This is a genomic window from Halomonas sp. KX33721 (genome assembly GCF_001596805.1).
Classification (GTDB): domain Bacteria; phylum Pseudomonadota; class Gammaproteobacteria; order Pseudomonadales; family Halomonadaceae; genus Vreelandella; species Vreelandella aquamarina.
Genome location: NZ_LVIA01000003.1, coordinates 45,511 through 63,953 on the forward strand (window position 1 = coordinate 45,511; position 18,443 = coordinate 63,953).

The 18,443-nt window shown below is 57.7% G+C and carries 17 protein-coding genes, 3 tRNA genes and 1 pseudogene; 18 read left to right on the top strand and 3 right to left on the bottom strand.

Features of this window, described 5'->3' with window-relative positions:
* Nucleotides 1-144: 144 nt before the first annotated feature.
* The 6 genes from alaS (at nt 145) to A3220_RS00515 (ending at nt 4,960) form a co-directional block, all read left to right on the top strand.
* The gene (gene alaS / locus A3220_RS00490; RefSeq protein ID WP_062372353.1) at nt 145-2,754 is read left to right on the top strand and encodes an alanine--tRNA ligase; all 2,610 of its coding nucleotides are present in this window, start codon (nt 145-147) and stop codon (nt 2,752-2,754) included.
* A gap of 105 nt (nt 2,755-2,859) precedes the next feature.
* Entirely contained in the window at nt 2,860-4,110 is a 1,251-nt protein-coding gene (locus A3220_RS00495; protein WP_044630003.1) for an aspartate kinase, read from the top strand.
* Between the two features lie 192 nt (nt 4,111-4,302).
* Nucleotides 4,303-4,491, top strand: a complete 189-nt coding sequence (gene csrA / locus A3220_RS00500; RefSeq protein WP_009722197.1) for a carbon storage regulator CsrA — start codon at nt 4,303-4,305, stop codon at nt 4,489-4,491.
* Between the two features lie 124 nt (nt 4,492-4,615).
* A tRNA-Ser gene (locus A3220_RS00505) sits at nt 4,616-4,708 on the top strand.
* 30 nt (nt 4,709-4,738) lie between these two features.
* Nucleotides 4,739-4,815 (top strand) — tRNA-Arg (locus A3220_RS00510).
* Nucleotides 4,816-4,883: 68 nt separating this feature from the next.
* Nucleotides 4,884-4,960: transfer RNA gene (locus A3220_RS00515), tRNA-Arg, on the top strand.
* Between the two features lie 239 nt (nt 4,961-5,199).
* On the opposite strand, the gene A3220_RS00520 is transcribed toward A3220_RS00515, so the two are convergent.
* Nucleotides 5,200-6,204, bottom strand: coding sequence for a tRNA-dihydrouridine synthase (locus A3220_RS00520; RefSeq protein ID WP_252860387.1), 1,005 nt, complete (start codon nt 6,202-6,204; stop codon nt 5,200-5,202).
* Between the two features lie 127 nt (nt 6,205-6,331).
* Between A3220_RS00520 and A3220_RS00525 the strand changes: the two genes are divergently transcribed.
* The 3 genes from A3220_RS00525 to A3220_RS00535 all read left to right on the top strand — a co-directional run bounded on the left by A3220_RS00525 (nt 6,332) and on the right by A3220_RS00535 (nt 9,820).
* On the top strand, nt 6,332-6,589 hold the full coding sequence (locus A3220_RS00525) for an OadG family transporter subunit (RefSeq protein ID WP_044630001.1): 258 nt from the start codon (nt 6,332-6,334) through the stop codon (nt 6,587-6,589).
* A gap of 92 nt (nt 6,590-6,681) precedes the next feature.
* A complete protein-coding gene (oadA, locus tag A3220_RS00530) occupies nt 6,682-8,484 on the top strand; it encodes a sodium-extruding oxaloacetate decarboxylase subunit alpha (RefSeq protein ID WP_044630000.1) in 1,803 nt (600 codons plus the stop codon).
* Between the two features lie 13 nt (nt 8,485-8,497).
* A complete protein-coding gene (locus tag A3220_RS00535) occupies nt 8,498-9,820 on the top strand; it encodes a sodium ion-translocating decarboxylase subunit beta (protein WP_044629999.1) in 1,323 nt (440 codons plus the stop codon).
* A gap of 76 nt (nt 9,821-9,896) precedes the next feature.
* On the opposite strand, the gene A3220_RS00540 is transcribed toward A3220_RS00535, so the two are convergent.
* Nucleotides 9,897-10,514, bottom strand: coding sequence for a YigZ family protein (locus tag A3220_RS00540; protein WP_062372356.1), 618 nt, complete (start codon nt 10,512-10,514; stop codon nt 9,897-9,899).
* 27 nt (nt 10,515-10,541) lie between these two features.
* Nucleotides 10,542-10,997, bottom strand: a complete 456-nt coding sequence (locus A3220_RS17660) for a S24 family peptidase (protein WP_252860388.1) — start codon at nt 10,995-10,997, stop codon at nt 10,542-10,544.
* Between the two features lie 261 nt (nt 10,998-11,258).
* On the opposite strand from A3220_RS17660, the gene ccmA reads away from it, so the two are divergent.
* The 9 genes and pseudogenes from ccmA (at nt 11,259) to ccmI (ending at nt 18,416) form a co-directional block, all read left to right on the top strand.
* Nucleotides 11,259-11,879 carry a cytochrome c biogenesis heme-transporting ATPase CcmA gene (ccmA, locus tag A3220_RS00550; RefSeq protein ID WP_062372361.1) on the top strand — a complete coding sequence of 207 codons (621 nt, stop codon included), beginning with the start codon at nt 11,259-11,261 and terminating at the stop codon, nt 11,877-11,879.
* A 55-nt stretch (nt 11,880-11,934) separates the two neighbouring features.
* Nucleotides 11,935-12,627: a heme exporter protein CcmB gene (ccmB, locus tag A3220_RS00555; RefSeq protein WP_062372482.1), complete on the top strand. Its 693-nt coding sequence runs from the start codon at nt 11,935-11,937 to the stop codon at nt 12,625-12,627.
* Nucleotides 12,628-12,641: 14 nt separating this feature from the next.
* Nucleotides 12,642-13,383 (top strand): annotated as a pseudogene (locus A3220_RS00560) (heme ABC transporter permease).
* Nucleotides 13,383-13,637, top strand: a complete 255-nt coding sequence (gene ccmD, locus A3220_RS00565; RefSeq protein ID WP_044629993.1) for a heme exporter protein CcmD — start codon at nt 13,383-13,385, stop codon at nt 13,635-13,637. The pseudogene A3220_RS00560 and the gene ccmD overlap by 1 nt, the downstream one beginning before the upstream one ends.
* Nucleotides 13,627-14,136 carry a cytochrome c maturation protein CcmE gene (ccmE, locus tag A3220_RS00570; RefSeq protein WP_044629992.1) on the top strand — a complete coding sequence of 170 codons (510 nt, stop codon included), beginning with the start codon at nt 13,627-13,629 and terminating at the stop codon, nt 14,134-14,136. The genes ccmD and ccmE overlap by 11 nt, the downstream gene beginning before the upstream one ends.
* Nucleotides 14,137-14,186: 50 nt before the next feature.
* Nucleotides 14,187-16,193, top strand: a complete 2,007-nt coding sequence (locus tag A3220_RS00575) for a heme lyase CcmF/NrfE family subunit (protein ID WP_062372364.1) — start codon at nt 14,187-14,189, stop codon at nt 16,191-16,193.
* Entirely contained in the window at nt 16,190-16,717 is a 528-nt protein-coding gene (locus A3220_RS00580) for a DsbE family thiol:disulfide interchange protein (RefSeq protein ID WP_058579615.1), read from the top strand. Before A3220_RS00575 ends, A3220_RS00580 begins: the two co-directional genes overlap by 4 nt.
* On the top strand, nt 16,708-17,178 hold the full coding sequence (locus A3220_RS00585; RefSeq protein WP_062372367.1) for a cytochrome c-type biogenesis protein: 471 nt from the start codon (nt 16,708-16,710) through the stop codon (nt 17,176-17,178). Before A3220_RS00580 ends, A3220_RS00585 begins: the two co-directional genes overlap by 10 nt.
* A complete protein-coding gene (gene ccmI / locus A3220_RS00590; RefSeq protein ID WP_062372370.1) occupies nt 17,175-18,416 on the top strand; it encodes a c-type cytochrome biogenesis protein CcmI in 1,242 nt (413 codons plus the stop codon). Before A3220_RS00585 ends, ccmI begins: the two co-directional genes overlap by 4 nt.
* Nucleotides 18,417-18,443: the final 27 nt, after the last annotated feature.

Below are 18,443 nucleotides of genomic sequence, written 5' to 3' on the forward strand. Positions count from 1 at the left end.
CTCTGTTTAGGCCGTCTGTTTTGGTTTTGCCACTAACTGCGGCTTTAGTCGTTTGACAACTGCGTTATAATGGTTCCTTTGCGACCCCAGCGGGTGGCGGCGACAGCGCCCTGGGGCATCACGCTTTCTTGTTACGGATACCCTATGAAAAGCGCAGAGATCAGACAGGCCTTTTTAACGTTTTTTGAAGAGCACGGCCACACGGCTGTTCCGTCTAGCTCGCTGGTGCCGGGCAACGACCCGACGCTGCTGTTCACTAATGCGGGCATGGTGCCTTTCAAAGATGTGTTTTTGGGTCGTGACCCTCGCCCCTACGTGCGTGCCACTTCTGCTCAGCGCTGTGTGCGTGCCGGCGGCAAACATAATGACTTAGATAATGTTGGCTACACCGCTCGCCACCACACCTTCTTCGAAATGCTGGGCAACTTCAGCTTTGGCGACTATTTCAAGCGTGACGCCATCCGCTTTGCCTGGACATTTTTGACCGAAACCCTGGGGTTACCCAAAGAGAAGCTCTGGGTCACCGTACATATCAGCGACGACGAAGCCGAGCGCATCTGGAAAGATGAGATCGGTATCGACCCCGAGCGTTTCTCCAAGCTGGACGAGGACAACTTCTGGCAAATGGGCGACACCGGCCCTTGCGGCCCCAGTTCTGAGATCTTTTTCGATCACGGCCCGGAAGTGTGGGGTGGCCCGCCCGGAAGCCCTGAAGAGGATGGCGACCGCTACATCGAGATCTGGAACCTCGTCTTCATGCAGTTCGAGCGCGATGCCCAAGGCACCCTCAATCCGCTGCCTAAGCCCTCTATCGATACCGGTATGGGCCTGGAGCGTGTGGCGGCTGTCATGCAGGGTGTGCACTCCAACTACGAAATCGATCTGTTCCAGAATTTGCTCAAGGCGGCAGCAGACGCCACGGGACATAGCGATACCACCGCGCCCTCGCTACGCGTCATTGCTGACCACATTCGCTCCTGCGCTTTCTTGATTGCCGACGGCGTACTGCCCTCCAATGAAGGCCGCGGCTACGTGCTGCGCCGGATTATTCGTCGTGCCATTCGCCACGGCCACAAGCTGGGCGCGGCCGAGCCGTTCTTCCACAAGCTGGTGAGTGCGCTGGATGCCGAAATGGGTGATGCCTACCCCGAGCTGCGCGAGGCCAGCGAGCAGATCGCCCGCGTACTGCTGAAAGAGGAAGAGCAGTTTGCGCGGACGCTGGATCACGGTATGGGCTTGCTGAACGCGGCGCTCGAAGAGCTGCAAGGTGATGTGCTGCCCGGCGAAACCGTGTTCAAACTCTACGACACCTACGGCTTCCCGTTCGATTTGACTGCTGACGTGTGCCGAGAACGTGAAGTGACACTGGATGAAGCCGGTTTCCAGCGTGAACTCGAAGCTCAACGCGAACGCGCTCGTGCCGCCAGCCAGTTTGGCGCGGATTACACGGCCTCTATCGAACTGGACGGCGAAACCCAGTTTACCGGCTACGAGCGGCTGGAAGACCAGGCCACCGTGACCGCCATAGTGGACAGCGAAGGCAACGCGCTGGCGGCCTTGGAAGCCGGTCAAAAAGGCACCGTAGTGCTCGATCGTACTCCGTTCTATGGGGAGTCCGGCGGCCAGGTGGGCGATACTGGCTACTTGCACGTCGATGGTGGTCGTTTTCAGGTGAACGATACTCAGAAACAGAGTGGCCACCACCTTCACCAGGGGGTAATGGTCGAAGGGAGTCTGAGTGTCGGCGCCAACGTACGCGGTGAAGTGGACGCCAGCCTGCGCAGCGCGACCATTCGTAACCACTCCGCGACCCACCTGCTGCACAAAGCACTGCGTATGGTGCTGGGCGATCACGTTCAGCAGAAGGGCTCGTTGGTCAACGCAGAGCGTCTGCGTTTTGACTTTAGTCACTTCGAACCGATGACCGCAGAGCAGCTTGCTGAGGTCGAGCGCATCGTCAACGAGCAAATCTTGGCCAACGCGCCGACCAAAATCGAGCAGATGAGCCTCGCCGATGCCAAGGCCAAAGGCGCGGCAGCACTGTTCGAAGCCAAATACGCTGATAACGTGCGCGTATTGACCATCGGTGCCGATGACTTCTCCATCGAGCTTTGCGGCGGTACCCACGTCAAGCGCAGTGGCGACATTGGCTGCTGCCACGTGGTCAGCGAAGTAGGTATTGCCTCGGGTGTGCGTCGTATTGAAGCGATCACCGGCGAAAACGCACTGGCGTATTTCCGTGAGCAAGAAGCCCGTGTTCAGCGGATTAGCGAACGCTTAAAAACCAAGCCAGAGCAAGTGGAAGCGCGTGTCGAATCGCTGGTGGAGCGCAACCGCAGCCTGGAAAAAGAGCTTGAGCAGCTCAAAGCGAAGCTGGCGAGCGCAGCGGGTAGCGATATGCTCAGCCAAGTGCAGGAAGTGGGCGGCGTGAAGCTGCTGGTAACTGAGTTGGATGGCGTGTCTGGTAAAGATCTGCGCGGCGTATTGGATCAGCTGAAAAACAAGCTAGGCTCTGGCGTGATTATGCTAGCCACTGCTGACAAGGCCGCTGGTAAAGTCAGCCTGATTGCTGGGGTCACTTCTGATTTAACTGGCCGTGTTAAAGCGGGCGAGCTGGTTAATCATGTGGCCTCCCAAGTGGGTGGCAAAGGGGGTGGGCGCCCTGATATGGCTCAAGCAGGCGGCAGTCAGCCAGAGGCGCTGCCGGATGCGTTGAACAGTGTCCCGGCTTGGTTGGAAAACACACTTCGCTAAATAGAGAGGCCGGTGGCATTATTTGCTACCGGCCTTTTTGCTAGTTAGGAAATTAGCAATAACAATATTCACCTTCCATTCCCGAACGTAAAGGAAAAACGGCATATGGCACTATACGTACAGAAGTTCGGCGGCACTTCGGTGGGCTCTGTCGACCGTATCAAGGCCGTGGCGGAAAAAGTTAAAGGCTTTCGCGACCAGGGCCATCAGGTAGTGGTTGTTGTCTCCGCGATGAGCGGCGAGACCAACCGCCTGACCGAAATGGCCCATGCTCTGAACGAGGATCCCGCCCCGCGTGAAATGGATATGTTGCTCTCAACAGGGGAGCAGGTGACCATTTCCCTACTGGCCATGGCGCTACAGCAAATTGGCGTGTCGGCGACCTCGCACACGGGTGCCCAGGTAGGGATTCATACCGACAGCGCCTACACCAAGGCGCGTATTCAGCGTATTGAAACTGACGATCTCAAATCTGACCTGGATGCAGGGAAGGTCGTGGTGGTCGCTGGTTTCCAAGGCGTAGACGAAGACGGCAATATCACCACGCTGGGGCGTGGCGGCTCTGATACCACCGGCGTGGCGCTTGCTGCCGCCTTGGGGGCTGATGAGTGCCAAATCTATACCGACGTAGACGGTGTTTACACCACGGACCCCCGTGTATGTTCCAAAGCGCAGCGCCTTGAAAGCATCACCGTAGAAGAAATGCTCGAACTCGCTAGTTTGGGCTCCAAAGTGCTGCAAATTCGCGCTGTTGAATTCGCCGGTAAATACAACGTGCCGCTGCGGGTACTGTCTAGCTTTGAAGACGGCCCTGGCACCCTGATTGTTGCAGATTCAGACCAAGACGAGGATTCTATGGAAGAACCGCTAATCTCCGGTATCGCGTTTACCAAGAACGAAGCCAAACTCACCCTGCTGAATACGCCGGATGTACCTGGTGTGGCTTCACGTATTTTGGGGCCGATTGCCGACGCGAATATTGAAGTAGATATGATCGTCCAGAACGTTGCACCAGCTGGCGATTACACCGACTTCACCTTCACCGTGGCAAAAGGTGACTATAAAGCCACCAAAAAGCTGCTAGAAGAGACCGTTATTCCTGACCTGGGCGGAGGTGAGCTGCGCGGCGATGACAACATTGCCAAAGTGTCGCTGGTCGGCGTTGGCATGCGCTCTCATGCGGGTGTTGCCTCTAAAATGTTCCGCGTATTGGCCGATGAAAACGTTAATATCCGTATGGTCTCTACTTCAGAAATTAAAATTTCTGTCGTAATTGACGAAAAACATATGGAGCTTGCAGTTAACGCCTTACACAAAGCGTTTGGTCTCGATAAGTCCGATATCGAATCTGAATAACAATTGTGGCCTAAACCTTCTACGCTGAAGTTACTCGCTGCCGTGTGGTGGTGAGCTTTCTTTCAACGGGAGGGTAAGGTGTCATAGGGGCCAAAGCCTTTGGTGGCAGGCGTCACCATGCCGCATAATGGCATGGTGACGCCGCTGGCGGACACATCCCGTTGTATAAAACGTCTGAGAAGGAGATCAGCCATGCTCATCCTAACCCGCCGCGTTGGCGAAACGCTGATGATCGGTGATGAAATTACCGTCACAGTATTAGGTGTGAAAGGTAATCAAGTGCGCATTGGTGTGAACGCACCAAAAGATGTCGCGGTTCACCGTGAAGAGATCTATCAGCGCATTCAGCGTGAACGTAATAGTGAAAGCGAATCAGAATAAATGGCCGCCCGTGTTACGCTCATTAAAGGGCGTTTAAGCGGTGATTTTAGGCCAGCGCGAAAAAAATCGGAATAAGACTGGACACCAGTCATCAAAATCGGTAATATTCGCGCCGTGCCGTTGAGGAGAGGTGGCCGAGTGGCTGAAGGCGCTCCCCTGCTAAGGGAGTATAGGGTTTATAGCCCTATCGAGGGTTCGAATCCCTCTCTCTCCGCCAACTGCATGATGTAGCATCGTAATTTGATACGCGCCCGTAGCTCAGCTGGATAGAGTACCTGACTACGAATCAGGTGGTCGGAGGTTCGAATCCTCCCGGGTGCGCCAAGTTGCAAAGCTAAGTGCTTGATGTTACACTGATTTCATTGCTTGACGAATTAGGCAATGACTGAAAAGCGCCCGTAGCTCAGCTGGATAGAGTACCTGACTACGAATCAGGTGGTCGGAGGTTCGAATCCTCCCGGGCGCGCCAGATTTCAAAACCCGCTCTTTAATGAGAGCGGGTTTTCTGTTTTCTAGCCTGACTAACGTGGCTCGCGCGTTAGTCTTGCGATCGTGTAAAGCGCCCCCGCAACTTTGCGGAAGGGCGCTTTTTTTTGGCTCGAAGGAAATGAGGTGGGTCGAGCCCGCGTATGGGTCGAAAAAAAGCGCCTCGATAGGCGCTTTGACTCAGCAGGTTCAACGGCGGCTGGTTCAGGCACTTCGCCCGGCTTAGGCGGGTTCGTAGGCGGCGAGGGAGCTTGCGCTAGGGGTAAGGCTGCCGAGAAGTGCATCCAAGTCGGTCAGGCGCTTCAGGCGCTGAAAGTGCTGGTCGGCTTCAGCGTTGCCTTGACGCATCTGGGCAAGCCACTGCTTCACCAGCGACACGACCACCCGGTCAGGAAGGTGTTGACGCTGGAGCTCGGCGTACTCTTGCAGTACGCTGGCGCGCATTTCCCAAGTGGTTTCCGCCAAACGTTCGCCGGTTTGTTGCCAGTAGCGAATCCGAGGTGCCAGCCAGGGGTCAGCCAGCGCGCTGCGTCCGAGCATCACATCGCAGCAGCCGGAGAGCGTGCGTGCCTTCCAGTAATCCTCAAGCGTCCAGATATCGCCATTGGCCACCACGGGGATCGAGAGGTGGTGGCGCACTTTGCCAATCCACTCCCAGTGAGCGGGTGGGCGATATCCCTCATCCCGTGTCCGGCCATGTACGACCAAGCGCGCTGCACCGCCTGCTTCCGTCGCCTGCGCACAGGCCACCGCCAAGCGGCGATTGGCAAATCCCAGGCGAATCTTCGCGGTCACCGGAATTGCGCCGTCTAGCGCCTCTGCGACCGCTTTGACGGCCTGGTAGACGCGGTCTGGCTGGCGCAGTAGCGATGCGCCGCCGTCGTGGCGGTTCACCAGCTTGGCTGGGCAGCCAAAGTTGAGATCCACGCAAATGGCTCCAAGGGCTAGCGCCTGGCGGGCATTTTCGGCTAGTGTCCTAGGGTCGGAGCCGAGTAGCTGCAGATGGACGGGTACGCCGCTAGGCGTCGCTACCGGGCGGCTGGTGAGTTCGGGGCAGTGTTTGTAAAACACCCGTGGGGGAAGGCGGGTATCCACTACCCTGACAAACTCCGTCACCGTCCAGTCGAAACCGGCCTGGCGAGTTAGTAGATCGCGGGTGAGCGCATCAATAACGCCTTCCATCGGTGCAAGACCGATCTTGCCTTTATGTAGTAAATTAACAACCATGACTTCCACTATGGCGCGATTGCATTCTATCCTGAATGTGGCAGGTTAGTGTATTACCCTTATTGCGCCAAGCGCCGTTAGAGGCGTTTGGCGTGCCAATAACCCTATAAAACAAGGAGAGCACGCTATGCAGGGGTCGGAGTTACTCCAAGAGGGGCTCGCTCTAATGGGCCTTGGTATGGGCTTTGTTTTTGTTTTTCTTACTATTTTGGTCATTAGCGTTACGCTGATGTCGAAGTTGATTGACCGCTTTCAGCCTGCTCCCGTGGCAGCGCCAGCGGGTCGAAATAGTGCAAAAACACCCGCCAGTAACGGCCAAAATGACGAAGTTGCCGCGGTGATCAGTGCTGCAGTGCATCGTTACCGCTCGTCCCGCCGTCCGTAAGACGCACGCTTTTGTGTGCTTATTTCGCTCTGATGGCTATTTTTTTGTTAAATTTACTACAAATCCATAACGCTAAACTGTGAGCCACGACCATGAATGAAACAAAACGTCCTCTGGGAATCACTGATGTTGTCCTGCGCGATGCTCACCAATCGCTGTTTGCTACGCGCCTACGCTTGGATGACATGCTGCCCATCGCCGAAAAGCTGGATAAAGTCGGCTACTGGTCTCTGGAAACCTGGGGCGGTGCCACTTTCGATGCGTGTATCCGTTATTTAGGAGAGGACCCGTGGGAGCGTATTCGTGCCCTTAAAGAGGCGATGCCGAACACACCTCAGGCAATGCTGCTGCGCGGCCAAAACCTGCTGGGTTACCGCCACTACGCCGATGACGTAGTTGATAAATTCGTCGAGCGCGCTAAAACCAACGGCGTTGACGTATTCCGCGTGTTTGACGCCATGAACGACCCACGCAACCTGGAGCGCGCCATCAAAGCGGTTCGCCAAGTCGGTGGCCATGCACAGGGCACCATTTCCTACACGGTGAGTCCGGTACATACCCTGGATAGCTGGGTAGATCTTGCCAAAACCATTGCTGCAATGGGCGCAGATTCTCTGGCTATCAAGGATATGGCGGGGCTACTCACGCCGTATACCGCTTACGATTTGGTCTCACGGCTGAAAAAAGAGCTCTCCATTCCAGTGCATTTGCACTGCCATGCGACGACCGGCTTATCCACGTCGACCATCCTGAAAGCGGTCGAAGCGGGGGTTGATAACGTCGATACGGCGATCTCCTCCATGTCGATGACCTATGGCCACAGTCCGACTGAATCCGTGGTTGCCATGCTCAAAGATACTGACCGCGACACTGGGCTAGACCTGGAGTTGCTGGAAGATATCGCCGGCTACTTCCGTGAAGTGCGCAAAAAGTACGCTTCTTTTGAAGGTTCGCTGCGCGGCATCGATTCGCGCATTCTGGTGGCCCAAGTTCCCGGCGGTATGCTCACCAATATGGAGAGCCAGCTAAAAGAGCAGGGCGCTGGCGACAAGCTGGATGACGTGCTGAGCGAAATCCCCCGCGTACGCGAAGACCTCGGCTTTATTCCGTTGGTGACGCCCACCTCACAGATTGTGGGCACTCAGGCAGTCATGAACGTCATGATGGGCGAGCGCTATAAGTCGATCTCTAAAGAAGTGCAGGCGCTGCTGAAGGGCGAATACGGCTCTGCCCCGGCTCCTTTCAATGCCGAATTGCAAAAGCGTGTACTGGAAGGCGGCGAGCCGATTACTTGCCGCCCGGCAGATAATCTCTCTCCAGAAATGGACAAGCTCGCGGCCGAGCTGAAAGAGAAAGCCAGCGCCGATAGCATTCGCCTTGCCGAGGGCGAGCGGGAAGTGGATGACGTGCTGACCTATGCGCTGTTCCCGCAGATTGGCCTGAAATTCCTCAAAAACCGCGACAATAAAGACGCCTTTGAGCCTGCGCCCGAAGCGCCTCAGGCAGCCGCCCCAGCTAAGGCAGAGGCTCCCGCAGCAGCACCTGCGCCTGCCGGTGGTCCGGAAACCTACACCGTGAAGCTCAACGGTAAGGCTTACGTGGTCGAGGTGTCGGAAGGTGGCGAGATTGGCGATATTCAGGAGCAGCCTGCTGCACAGTCTGAGGCCGCCGCCCCAGCGCCCAGCGGTGAAAGCATCGATGCGCCGCTGGCCGGTAACATCTTCAAGGTGAATGTACGCCCAGGCGACCAAGTGGCCGAAGGCGATGTGGTGATTATCCTGGAAGCCATGAAGATGGAAACCGAAGTGCGTGCCAGCAGTGCCGGTACGGTATCGAAAGTCAACGTCAGCGAAGGCGATAGCGTCGCTGTTGGCGATGCACTGATTGAGCTTTAAGGGCAACTCGGGAATGGATAAATTAATTACCTTATGGGAAGGCTCCGGGCTCTATAATCTGGAGCTGGGCCAAGCGGTTATGATCCTGGTAGGGCTTGGGTTGCTCTACCTGGCGATCTACAAGAAGTTTGAGCCCCTGCTGCTGGTGCCAATCGGGTTTGGCGGTATTCTTGCCAATATTCCTGAGGCAGGCTTGGCGATTTCAGCGCTGGATCAAGCGATTGAAGTCGCCAAGCCCGCCGTGCTGCAGCAAATGGCTACAGCGTTGGGCGCGACGCTAGATCCGCTGACTGGGGTAGAGGGTTGGCGCGAGACGCTGAAAGCGATTGCCCATGATTCGGCGGCGCCGGATCAGCTGCGCGCCGCGAAAGATATTGCAGTGAGCGTCGGCTACAGCGACGGCATGCTGTATAACTTCTACAAGGTTGCCATTGGTTCTGGTATCGCGCCGCTACTGATCTTCATGGGCGTAGGGGCGATGACCGATTTTGGCCCGCTGCTGGCCAATCCGCGCACGCTGTTTCTGGGCGCGGCGGCACAGTTCGGCATTTTCGCTACGCTGTTCGGCGCCGTGCTGCTCACGTCCATGGGCATTATGGACTTCTCGCTCAATCAGGCGGCAGCGATTGGTATTATCGGCGGGGCAGATGGCCCGACCTCTATCTATGTGTCCAGCGTACTTGCGCCGGAGCTGCTGGGGGCGATTGCCGTGGCCGCCTATGCCTATATGGCGCTGGTGCCATTGATCCAACCGCCGATCATGCGCCTTCTGACCACTGAAAAAGAGCGCAAGATCACCATGACGCAGCTGCGTCCGGTCTCCAAGCTCGAAAAAGTGGTCTTCCCGCTGATGCTGTTGATCGCTGTGGCGCTGTTTCTACCGGACGCGGCACCTCTGCTAGGCATGTTCTGCTTTGGTAACCTGATGCGCGAGTGCGGTGTGGTTGAGCGCCTTTCCGATACCGCGCAAAACGCGCTGATCAATATCGTGACGATCATCCTCGGGCTCTCTGTGGGCTCGAAACTGATGGCCGATAGCTTCCTGGCGTTTGAAACCCTGGGTATTCTGGGACTGGGGATCGTAGCCTTCGGCATCGGCACCGCCGCTGGCGTATTGATGGCCAAGCTGATGAACCTAGTCAGCAAAATGCCCATCAACCCGCTGATTGGCGCGGCGGGTGTGTCTGCCGTGCCGATGGCGGCGCGTGTGGCGAATAAGGTGGGTCTGGAAGCGAACCCGCATAACTTCCTACTGATGCACGCCATGGGGCCGAACGTTGCTGGGGTCATTGGTTCGGCAGTGGCTGCCGGTGTGATGATCAAGTACCTGGGCTAAGCGGCTAGTTAGACAGCACGTCTGCCGCTATAGAACGCGGCTTACCGAGCAAGCGCTCGTGTAAGCCGCGTTTTTTTTATGTTCGCTGTAGCTCAATGGATGTTTTAAGGCGGTTTTCCAGTCCGCTGATATCCAGCTCGACATCGCGTGGCCAGCCAATGGTTAAGCTCACTCCGTTGCCATCGTACTCCGCCTGTTGCACGGGCAGTGCCTGCTCGTCGCACCAAGCGCGGGCTTGCGCTTCGTGGGCGAAGCGGACCTTTAATAAATAGCTATCCCGCTCGACGACTTCCCGGGTGGGCAGCGTTTCCAGCCCGGCATTGACCGCCTGCGCATAAGCGCGTGCCAAACCTCCGGTACCTAACTTGGTGCCGCCAAAGTAGCGAATCACCACGCAACCAATTTCGCCAATCTGGCTGCCCTGCAACGCCTGGAACATCGGACGGCCTGCGGTTCCGCCGGGCTCGCCGTCGTCGGAAAAGCCAATATGCGTTTGCTCTCCAGGAGGTCCGGCGATAAACGCAGTGCAGTGATGGCTGGCATTCGGGTGGGCAGCTTTGGCCGCTTGAAGCAGCGCGTCGAAGGCGTCGGTGGTAGGAGCGTGGCACACCCAGGCCAAGAACTGACTCTTTTCAACGTCAATCTCGGCGGTGTGCCATGTCTTAGGGGCTAAATCAGGGACTCGATAGCGCAAATAGTACTCCCGGCAGGGTGGATAACGTTAATGGTGCCGGGTTTCCGTTGCGTGGTGGGCTACGCCCATTACCATGCCCAGCACCTGGATATCACAATTATGCAGGAAGACTTCGGGCATCGCTGCATCTTCGGGCCATAAATGAATGCCTAAACGGCTGATAGAGAGCTGCTTCAGCGCCACTTCCCGCTGGTTAATCGTTGCTACGACGGTTTCTTGATGAGCGTCGTGCTGGTGGCGATGAATGATGATGACATCGCCGTCGAAGAGGTTGCAGTCGCGCATGCGATCGCCGCGAATACGCAGGGCGTAGGTGTTGCGACGTGTGACGCGAGGGGGTGTGCACGCTTGGCGCGCATGTGATGAGGCGCTGCGAGACGCTAGTGGGGTAGGCGTCGATGGCGCTACCGGTTGAGACAGCGTCTGAGAGGGTACGTAAGAAGGTACGTGAGACGTTACCTGAGGGGATAGGCAAATCGTCATAGTGTGTTCTCCCATGCAGCGCCCGTTGCCAAGGCGTTTGATTGAGTCGATAGCTGTAGTTTTATTCTGTGGTGTCTATTTATACAGTTGTTACAGTATAAGCCTGTTTTTGCATACAGTGCTAGTGCTGTCTCACACCTGGGTTTCTTACGCGGAAATTGAGACAGGTCACGCTGCGACCCAAGACCGCAGAGCGTGACTGGCGAGAAAGGGCCTTTCCGTGTAGAGTTCGACCCAAAATCAACGTGCCTGGAGTGTCTTTTGAGCCTGTGCCTGCAAGCCCGACAATTGGCCTGTGAACGCGACGACCGTTGGCTGTTTGAAGGGCTCGATCTCGATATCCAAAGCGGTGAGATCGTGCGCATTGAAGGCCCCAACGGCAGCGGCAAGACGACCCTGCTGAAAATACTCTCTGGCCAATTAACCGATTACCGTGGCGAGCTTTACTGGAATGGCGAACCCATGCGCCAAGCCCGTGAACATTTTCTCGCCAATTTACTCTATCTAGGTCATGCCCCAGGCGTGAAAGCAGGCCTGTCACCGCTGGAGAATCTAGCTTGGTATCAGGCGCTTAGCGGGGAAAAGGGCAGCGAACCTGCACGTGAGGCAGCGTTGGCTGCCGTTGGGTTGGCGGGGTTTGAAGATGTCCCCGCCGGCCAGCTTTCAGCCGGGCAGCAGCGGCGCGTGGCGCTGGCACGCCTGACCCTGACCCAGCGGGTGCTGTGGGTGCTCGACGAGCCTTTCACCGCAATCGATCGCCAAGGGGTGGCGGCGCTAGAGGCACAGTTGGTGGCGCATGCACAGTCTGGCGGCTGCGTTCTGGTCACCACCCACCACGCGTTGACCGAGTCACCTGTGCTTAGGCGCATTCAGCTGGGGTAAGAAGGAGACAGCGTTGCAACGTTCATACGCTCAACTGAGCACCCCAGAGGTGGCTATGCATGCACCCCAGGGCGGTTTGATGGTGGCCATAAAGGCAACCCTCAAACGCGACCTCACCTTGATGTTGCGCCGTCGTGGCGAAGTGCTCAATCCGCTGGTGTTCTTTGCGCTGGTGATTACCCTGTTTCCCATTGGTATTTCACCGGATCCAGAGCTGTTGGCAAGCATTGCGCCAGGGCTTTTATGGGTGGCCGCACTGCTCGCGGCACTGCTTTCGCTGGATAGCCTGTTTCGCAGCGACTACGACGATGGCAGCCTGGAACAACTATTACTGGCACCCCAGCCGCTGGCGGCGCTGGGGTTGGCAAAAGTGGCGGTACATTGGTTGCTGACGGGGCTGCCGCTGGCACTGATGGCACCGCTGCTGGGCATCATGCTGTCGCTTCCAGCGGGAAGCTACGCCGTGCTAGCGCTGTCGTTGGCACTCGGTACGGCCAGCTTGAGCTTAATTGGGGCGATCGGAGCGGCGCTAACAGTAGGGCTGGCCCGTGGCGGTGTGCTGCTCTCGCTGCTAGTGCTGCCGCTCTATATACCAGTACTAATTTTCGGCGCAGGTGCCGTACAAGCCGCTATTTTTGGCGAGGGTATTGCCGCGCATCTGGCGATTTTAGGCGCACTGTTAGCGCTGGCGCTGATGTTGGCTCCCTGGGCCATTGCGGCATCGCTGCGCATCAGCATTAACGGTTAGAGGACGGGAACACCATGTGGGCCTTTATCAACAAACTAAGATCACCCAAGTGGTTCTATGCCATTAGCGCCAAGCTGCAGCCACTTTTTTGGGTGGCGGCGACGCTGCTGCTGTTGGTAGGCACCGTCTGGGGGTTGGCCTTTGCGCCTGCGGACTATCAACAGGGCAATAGTTTTCGCATCATTTATGTCCACGTACCCGCCGCATTCCTAGCCCAATCCATCTTTGTCTCCATGGCGGTCTCCGGGCTGGTATTCATGGTCTGGAAGATCAAAGTGGCGGATATGGTCGCCACCGTGATGGCCCCGCTGGGTGCCGCGATGACCTTCGTAGCGCTTTTTTCGGGCGCAGTATGGGGCGTGCCCACCTGGGGAACCTGGTGGATGTGGGATGCACGGCTTACCTCCATGCTGATTCTGCTGTTTCTCTACCTGGGCGTAATTGCCTTGCGCGGTGCGTTTAGCAGCCGCGATAGCGGCTCCCGTGCCGCGTCGGTGCTAGCGATGGTGGGCGTGATCAATATTCCGATTATTAAGTACTCAGTGGATTGGTGGTACACCCTTCACCAGCCCGCCACTTTCACGATTACAGGGCGCTCTGCCATGACCATGGACATGTGGGCACCGCTGCTGATCATGGTATTGGGCTTTTACAGCTTTTTTTATTGCGCTCACGCTGATGCGCACGCGCAGCGAGATTCTGCGTCGAGAAGCCAATAAGCGCTGGGTGCGCGAGCTTGCCGAGGAGACGAACTAATGGCCTTTTCCTCGCTAAACGAATTTTTTGCCATGGGCGGTCACGCGGTCTACGTGTGGGCTGCCTGGGGAGTCACTGCGCTGTTGATGCTAGTGATTGTGTGGCACGCACGTCAGGAGCGCCGCCAGCTACTCAACGTGGTAAAGCGCCGGGCGCGTCGTGAAAATGCCCAGCGCAACGCTCAGCCATCGCACGCGCAGCCCCTGCAAGAGCCAGTTAACTCTGCTCAGAAGGACGTTCACCATGACGCCTAAACGTAAACAGAAGCTGTTTGTTATCTTAGGGCTATTGTCGCTCACCGCCATTGCGGTGGGGCTCACCCTGTATGCGCTGCGCGCCAATATCAATCTGTTTTTCAGCCCGGTACAAATTGCCCAAGGCGATGCCCCTATGGAGCGCCAAATTCGCGCGGGGGGCATGGTCAAAGAGGGCTCTGTGTCCCGCGACCCGGAAAGCCTCGATGTTGAGTTCGTAGTGACTGACTACGTGGATGATCTAGAGGTCTACTACAGCGGTATTCTGCCGGACCTGTTCCGTGAAGGGCAGGGCGTGGTGGTGGTTGGCGAGCTTCAGGCCGATGGCCGCCTCTACGCCGATAAAGTACTGGCGCGCCACGATGAAAACTACATGCCGCCCGAAGTGGCGCAGGCACTGGAAGAAGCAGGCTACTCCCCGGCCGACTTTCAAGCGAAAGCTGCCGAAGTGGGCAAGCGCCTAGAGCAGGAAGGCTCCCCAGAAGGAAGCGACTATTAACGACTGCACGCACGCTGTGCGATAAAGCCTGATGCTAATTCGGAGCACCCATGTTGATTAAGATCATTCCTGAAATCGGCCACTTTGCCCTGGTCATCGCGCTACTCATGGCGGTGGTTCAGGCGGTGATGCCGCTTGCCGGGGCTGCCACGCGTCGCCCGCTGTGGATGGCCTATGGTCGTCCCATGGCCATCGGCCAATTCCTGTTTGTGACCATTGCCTACCTCTGCTTGACCGCCAGCTACATGCTGGACGATTTCAGCGTGGCTAATGTCGCTAACAACTCCAACTCTCTGCTGCCCTGGTACTACAAATTCAGCGCCGTGTGGGGTAACCATGAAGGCTCGGTGCTGCTATGGAGCTTGATGCTGGCGGGTTGGGGATTCGCGGCATCGGTCTTCTCGGGCGACTTGCCCCGCGACATGGTGGCCAGAGTGCAGGGCATCATGGGCATGGTGTGTGTGGGCTTCTTGCTCTTCATTTTGATGACCTCCAACCCCTTCGAGCGCTTGCTGCCCAACATGCCGCAAGATGGCGCCGACCTGAATCCGCTGTTGCAGGATTTTGGCCTAGTGGTTCACCCGCCGATGCTCTACATGGGTTATGTGGGCTTTTCGGTGGTGTTTGCTTTCGCGATTGCCGCCCTGCTGGGCGGGCGCTTAGACGCCGCTTGGACCCGCTGGGCGCGCCCCTGGACCAACGTGGCCTGGGCGTTTCTCACCGTCGGGATCGCACTCGGCAGCTGGTGGGCCTACTACGAGCTTGGCTGGGGCGGCTGGTGGTTCTGGGACCCGGTGGAGAACGCTTCGCTATTGCCCTGGCTAACGGGCACGGCACTGGTTCACTCGCTGGCGGTGACCGAAAAACGTGGCTCGTTCAAGAGCTGGACGGTGCTGCTGGCGATCTCGACGTTCTCGCTGTCGCTGATGGGCACCTTCTTGGTGCGCTCGGGCGTACTGACCTCGGTCCATGCCTTTGCCAATGACCCCACCCGTGGCTTCTTCATTTTGATGCTGCTGGCGATTACCGTCACGCTATCGCTGCTAGTGTTTGCCCTGCGTGCGCCGCGGGTGAGCCATAAGGTCGGTTTTAACTGGCTCTCGCGGGATTCGCTGCTGCTGATCAACAACATCATTTTGGTCATCATGACCGTCACGGTGCTCTTGGGCACGGTGTACCCGCTGATTCTGGATTCTCTGGGGTTGGGTAAAATCAGCGTAGGCCCGCCTTACTTCAATGCGCTGTTCGTACCGCTCACCGTGGTGATGTGTGTCTTCATGGGCTTGGGGCCGGTGGCGCGCTGGAAAAGCATGAGCGGTCGTGAGCTGTGGCGCAAGCTAGGTCTCGCGGCGGCAGCTGCCATCGTGCTGGGTGTGGCCATGCCGTTGGTCTACGGCGGCGAATGGAACCTGTGGGTGTCGCTGGGCATTATTTCTGCGCTGTGGATCGTCTTGCCGATGGTGCGCGACCTGTTCGACAAGACCCGTCACGCCAGCTCGTTTGTCGCCGGGCTGCGCAAGCTCTCGCTCTCTTATTGGGGAATGGTGCTGGGCCACGTGGGCATTGCGGTGACCATCGTGGGCGTTGCCGTCGTTTCGAACTACAACATCGAACGCAACGTGCGCATGTCGCCGGGCACCACCGTGGAAGTGGCGGGCTATCAGTTCACCATGACGGAACTCACCAACCGACGTGGCCCCAACTTCCTGGCCGATACTTCGATCATTCAGGTACAGCGCGGGGACGAGGGACGCAGCTTCGTGATGCGCCCCGAGAAGCGCCTTTACCTCGCCACCGGCATGCCCATGACCCAAGTTGCGCTGCGCCCTGGTTTGTTCCGCGACCTCTATGTGGCCATGGGTGAAGACCTGGGCGACGGCAGCTATGCCATGCGCGTCCAGTACAAGCCGTTTGTGCGCTGGCTGTGGTTAGGCGGCCTGCTCATGGCCTTCGGCGGCATCTTGGCCGTAGCGGATAAGCGCTACCGCCGCGCAGCCGCGCGCCAACCTGCATCCTCACGTATTGATCAATCTCCGTCACAGGAGGCCACGGTATGACACGCCGCCTGCTGTTGCTTCTTTTACCCATCGGTTTTGTGGGCATCGCGCTGTTTCTCTATCAAGGGCTGGGGCGCGACCCTTCACAGCGAGACTCAGCGCTGATGGCGCGGGATTTTCCTGCGTTCGAAGCCTCCACGTTGCGGGATGCCAACCGTCAGGTGGATCAATCGCTGCTGACAGGGGAGGTCACGCTCGTCAACGTATGGGGCGAATGGTGTCCCGCCTGCAAGCAGGAAATGCCGCAGCTGTTAGAACTCGCTGATAACGGCATCCGTATGGTGGGCATCAACTACCGAGATACCCGCGAGAAAGGCTTAGAGTTTTTAAGCGAGTTTGGCGACCCCTTTGAAGTGAATGTTTTCGACCCTGAAGGCAGCCTGGGCTTTGATCTTGGCGTTTACGGCGCACCGGAAACGTTCTTGGTGGATGCCGATGGAGTGATTCGCTACCACCATAAAGGCTACGTGTCACCTGAAGACGTTCGTGAACGCATCCTGCCGGAGGTAGAAAAATGGCGTTAATGCGTGGGATCTTCGCCGTGATGCTGCTGGCACTGGCGGGCAGTGTCGTGGCGGCAGGCATTGAAGTTCGCGAGTTCGACGACCCGGTGATGGAGCAGCGCTACCGTGACCTCACGGCCTCCATGCGCTGCCCGTTATGCGAAAACCAGGCTATCGATGACTCGGACGCGCCGATCTCTGGTGATATGCGCGAACGGGTCTATCAGCTGCTTCAAGACGGTCAGTCGGATATCGAAATCATCAACCACATGGTGCAGCGCTTTGGGGAGTACATCCTCTACAACCCGCGCCTGGAAAACCGCACCTACCTGCTGTGGGGGCTACCCATTGGGTTGGTGGTGCTAGGCATGCTGGTCGTCGTGCTGATGGTACGCGCCCGCCGCAATGCATCTGCGAAAGCGTTGAGCGCAGAAGAACGCGCCCGCTTGGATGCCCTGATTAACCGCGAGAGGTCTTCATGACACCGCTCTGGATAGCGATTGCCTTACTGTTACTGCCCGCGCTGTGGCTATTAGTTGCCCCCATGCGCGGTGCCCGCGTTCTGCGCGACCAGCTAGATCACTTTGAAGCCAACGATACGTCTGCCGAGCAGAACGTGGCGATTTTCCAGCGGCGCATGGCGTCCCTGGAAGCGGCACGCGAGCGTGGCGACATCGACGACGCTCGTTTTAATGAAGATCGCCTAGAGCTAGAGCGCAGCCTGCTGGAAGACACTGCCACTCAGGCCAAGCGGCCACTGAAAGCTGCGAGCGCTGGACGGCTGGTGGTGCCGCTGGTCATGGTAGCGGTGGTGGGTGCCAGTACGTTTTGGTATCAGCAAAACGGTGCCGAAGGAGACCTGACGCTCTACGCGATTCAAGAAGAGATCAGAAACGACCCGGAAGGCTCGTTGATGATGTTCCTGGAGCGCATGGAGGCCGAAGCCGAGCGCCAGCCTAACAACCCCAACGTGTGGAGCTCGCTGTTTCCACTCTACCGGGATACCGGTCAGCCTGACAAAGCAGTCGATGCGCTGGAGCGCTTGATCGCCATCGAAGGGCGCATTCCGCCGCTGCTCGCTCAGTTGGCGCAGCTCCGCTTCTTCATGGCCGAGCGGGAGTTAACGCCCGAGGTACAGGCGCTGGTCGATGAAACGCTTGAACTAGACCCCCGTCAGCCCACCGTGTTGGGGCTTCTGGGCATTCACGCCTTCGATAACGGTGATTATGAAACGGCCGTCGACCGTTGGCGCCGTGCCGTTGCCAATATTTCAGACCCAGAGACGGCTGCTTCCCTGCGTGATGGTATCCGTGTGGCCCAAGAGCGCATGGGTGTCGCACCGGAGCCATCTGCCGCCGCTCAGGGCCAAGGGGTGCGGGTGCACGTTTCCATGGATGAGGCACTGGTAGACAACGTCAGTGACGACGCCACGGTGTTCATCACCGCGCGGGATATCGACGGCGAGCTGCCGCCGCTGGCAGTGATCCGCGCGCAGGTTGCCGATCTGCCGATGACCGTGGTGCTGGACGATACCGCCGCCATGTCGCCGCAAGCGCAAATCTCCCAGGTGCGTGAAGCGCGCCTGGTGGTGCGTGTCTCAGAATCTGGGCAGGCCACGCCGCAGCCGGGCGACCTGTTTGGCGATTTGGAGAGCGTCAGCGTAGGTGCTATCAGCGAAGACGATGCGGCCAATGTCGTTATTAACCGTGTTTTTGAATAACCACCACGTAAGCTACCGCTGCTAAGG

Bases quoted from the DNA above. Each gene is read 5' to 3' on its own strand.
- A3220_RS00535 (WP_044629999.1), top strand. From the start codon at position 8,498: ATGGATAAATTAATTACCTTATGGGAAGGCTCCGGGCTCTATAATCTG.
- oadA (WP_044630000.1), top strand. From the start codon at position 6,682: ATGAATGAAACAAAACGTCCTCTGGGAATCACTGATGTTGTCCTGCGC.
- ccmI (WP_062372370.1), top strand. From the start codon at position 17,175: ATGACACCGCTCTGGATAGCGATTGCCTTACTGTTACTGCCCGCGCTG.
- A3220_RS00575 (WP_062372364.1), top strand. From the start codon at position 14,187: ATGTTGATTAAGATCATTCCTGAAATCGGCCACTTTGCCCTGGTCATC.
- A3220_RS00580 (WP_058579615.1), top strand. From the start codon at position 16,190: ATGACACGCCGCCTGCTGTTGCTTCTTTTACCCATCGGTTTTGTGGGC.
- A3220_RS00585 (WP_062372367.1), top strand. From the start codon at position 16,708: ATGGCGTTAATGCGTGGGATCTTCGCCGTGATGCTGCTGGCACTGGCG.
- ccmE (WP_044629992.1), top strand. From the start codon at position 13,627: ATGACGCCTAAACGTAAACAGAAGCTGTTTGTTATCTTAGGGCTATTG.
- alaS (WP_062372353.1), top strand. From the start codon at position 145: ATGAAAAGCGCAGAGATCAGACAGGCCTTTTTAACGTTTTTTGAAGAG.
- A3220_RS00520 (WP_252860387.1), bottom strand. From the start codon at position 6,204: ATGGTTGTTAATTTACTACATAAAGGCAAGATCGGTCTTGCACCGATG.
- A3220_RS00525 (WP_044630001.1), top strand. From the start codon at position 6,332: ATGCAGGGGTCGGAGTTACTCCAAGAGGGGCTCGCTCTAATGGGCCTT.
- A3220_RS00495 (WP_044630003.1), top strand. From the start codon at position 2,860: ATGGCACTATACGTACAGAAGTTCGGCGGCACTTCGGTGGGCTCTGTC.
- A3220_RS17660 (WP_252860388.1), bottom strand. From the start codon at position 10,997: ATGACGATTTGCCTATCCCCTCAGGTAACGTCTCACGTACCTTCTTAC.
- ccmB (WP_062372482.1), top strand. From the start codon at position 11,935: ATGCATGCACCCCAGGGCGGTTTGATGGTGGCCATAAAGGCAACCCTC.
- csrA (WP_009722197.1), top strand. From the start codon at position 4,303: ATGCTCATCCTAACCCGCCGCGTTGGCGAAACGCTGATGATCGGTGAT.
- ccmD (WP_044629993.1), top strand. From the start codon at position 13,383: ATGGCCTTTTCCTCGCTAAACGAATTTTTTGCCATGGGCGGTCACGCG.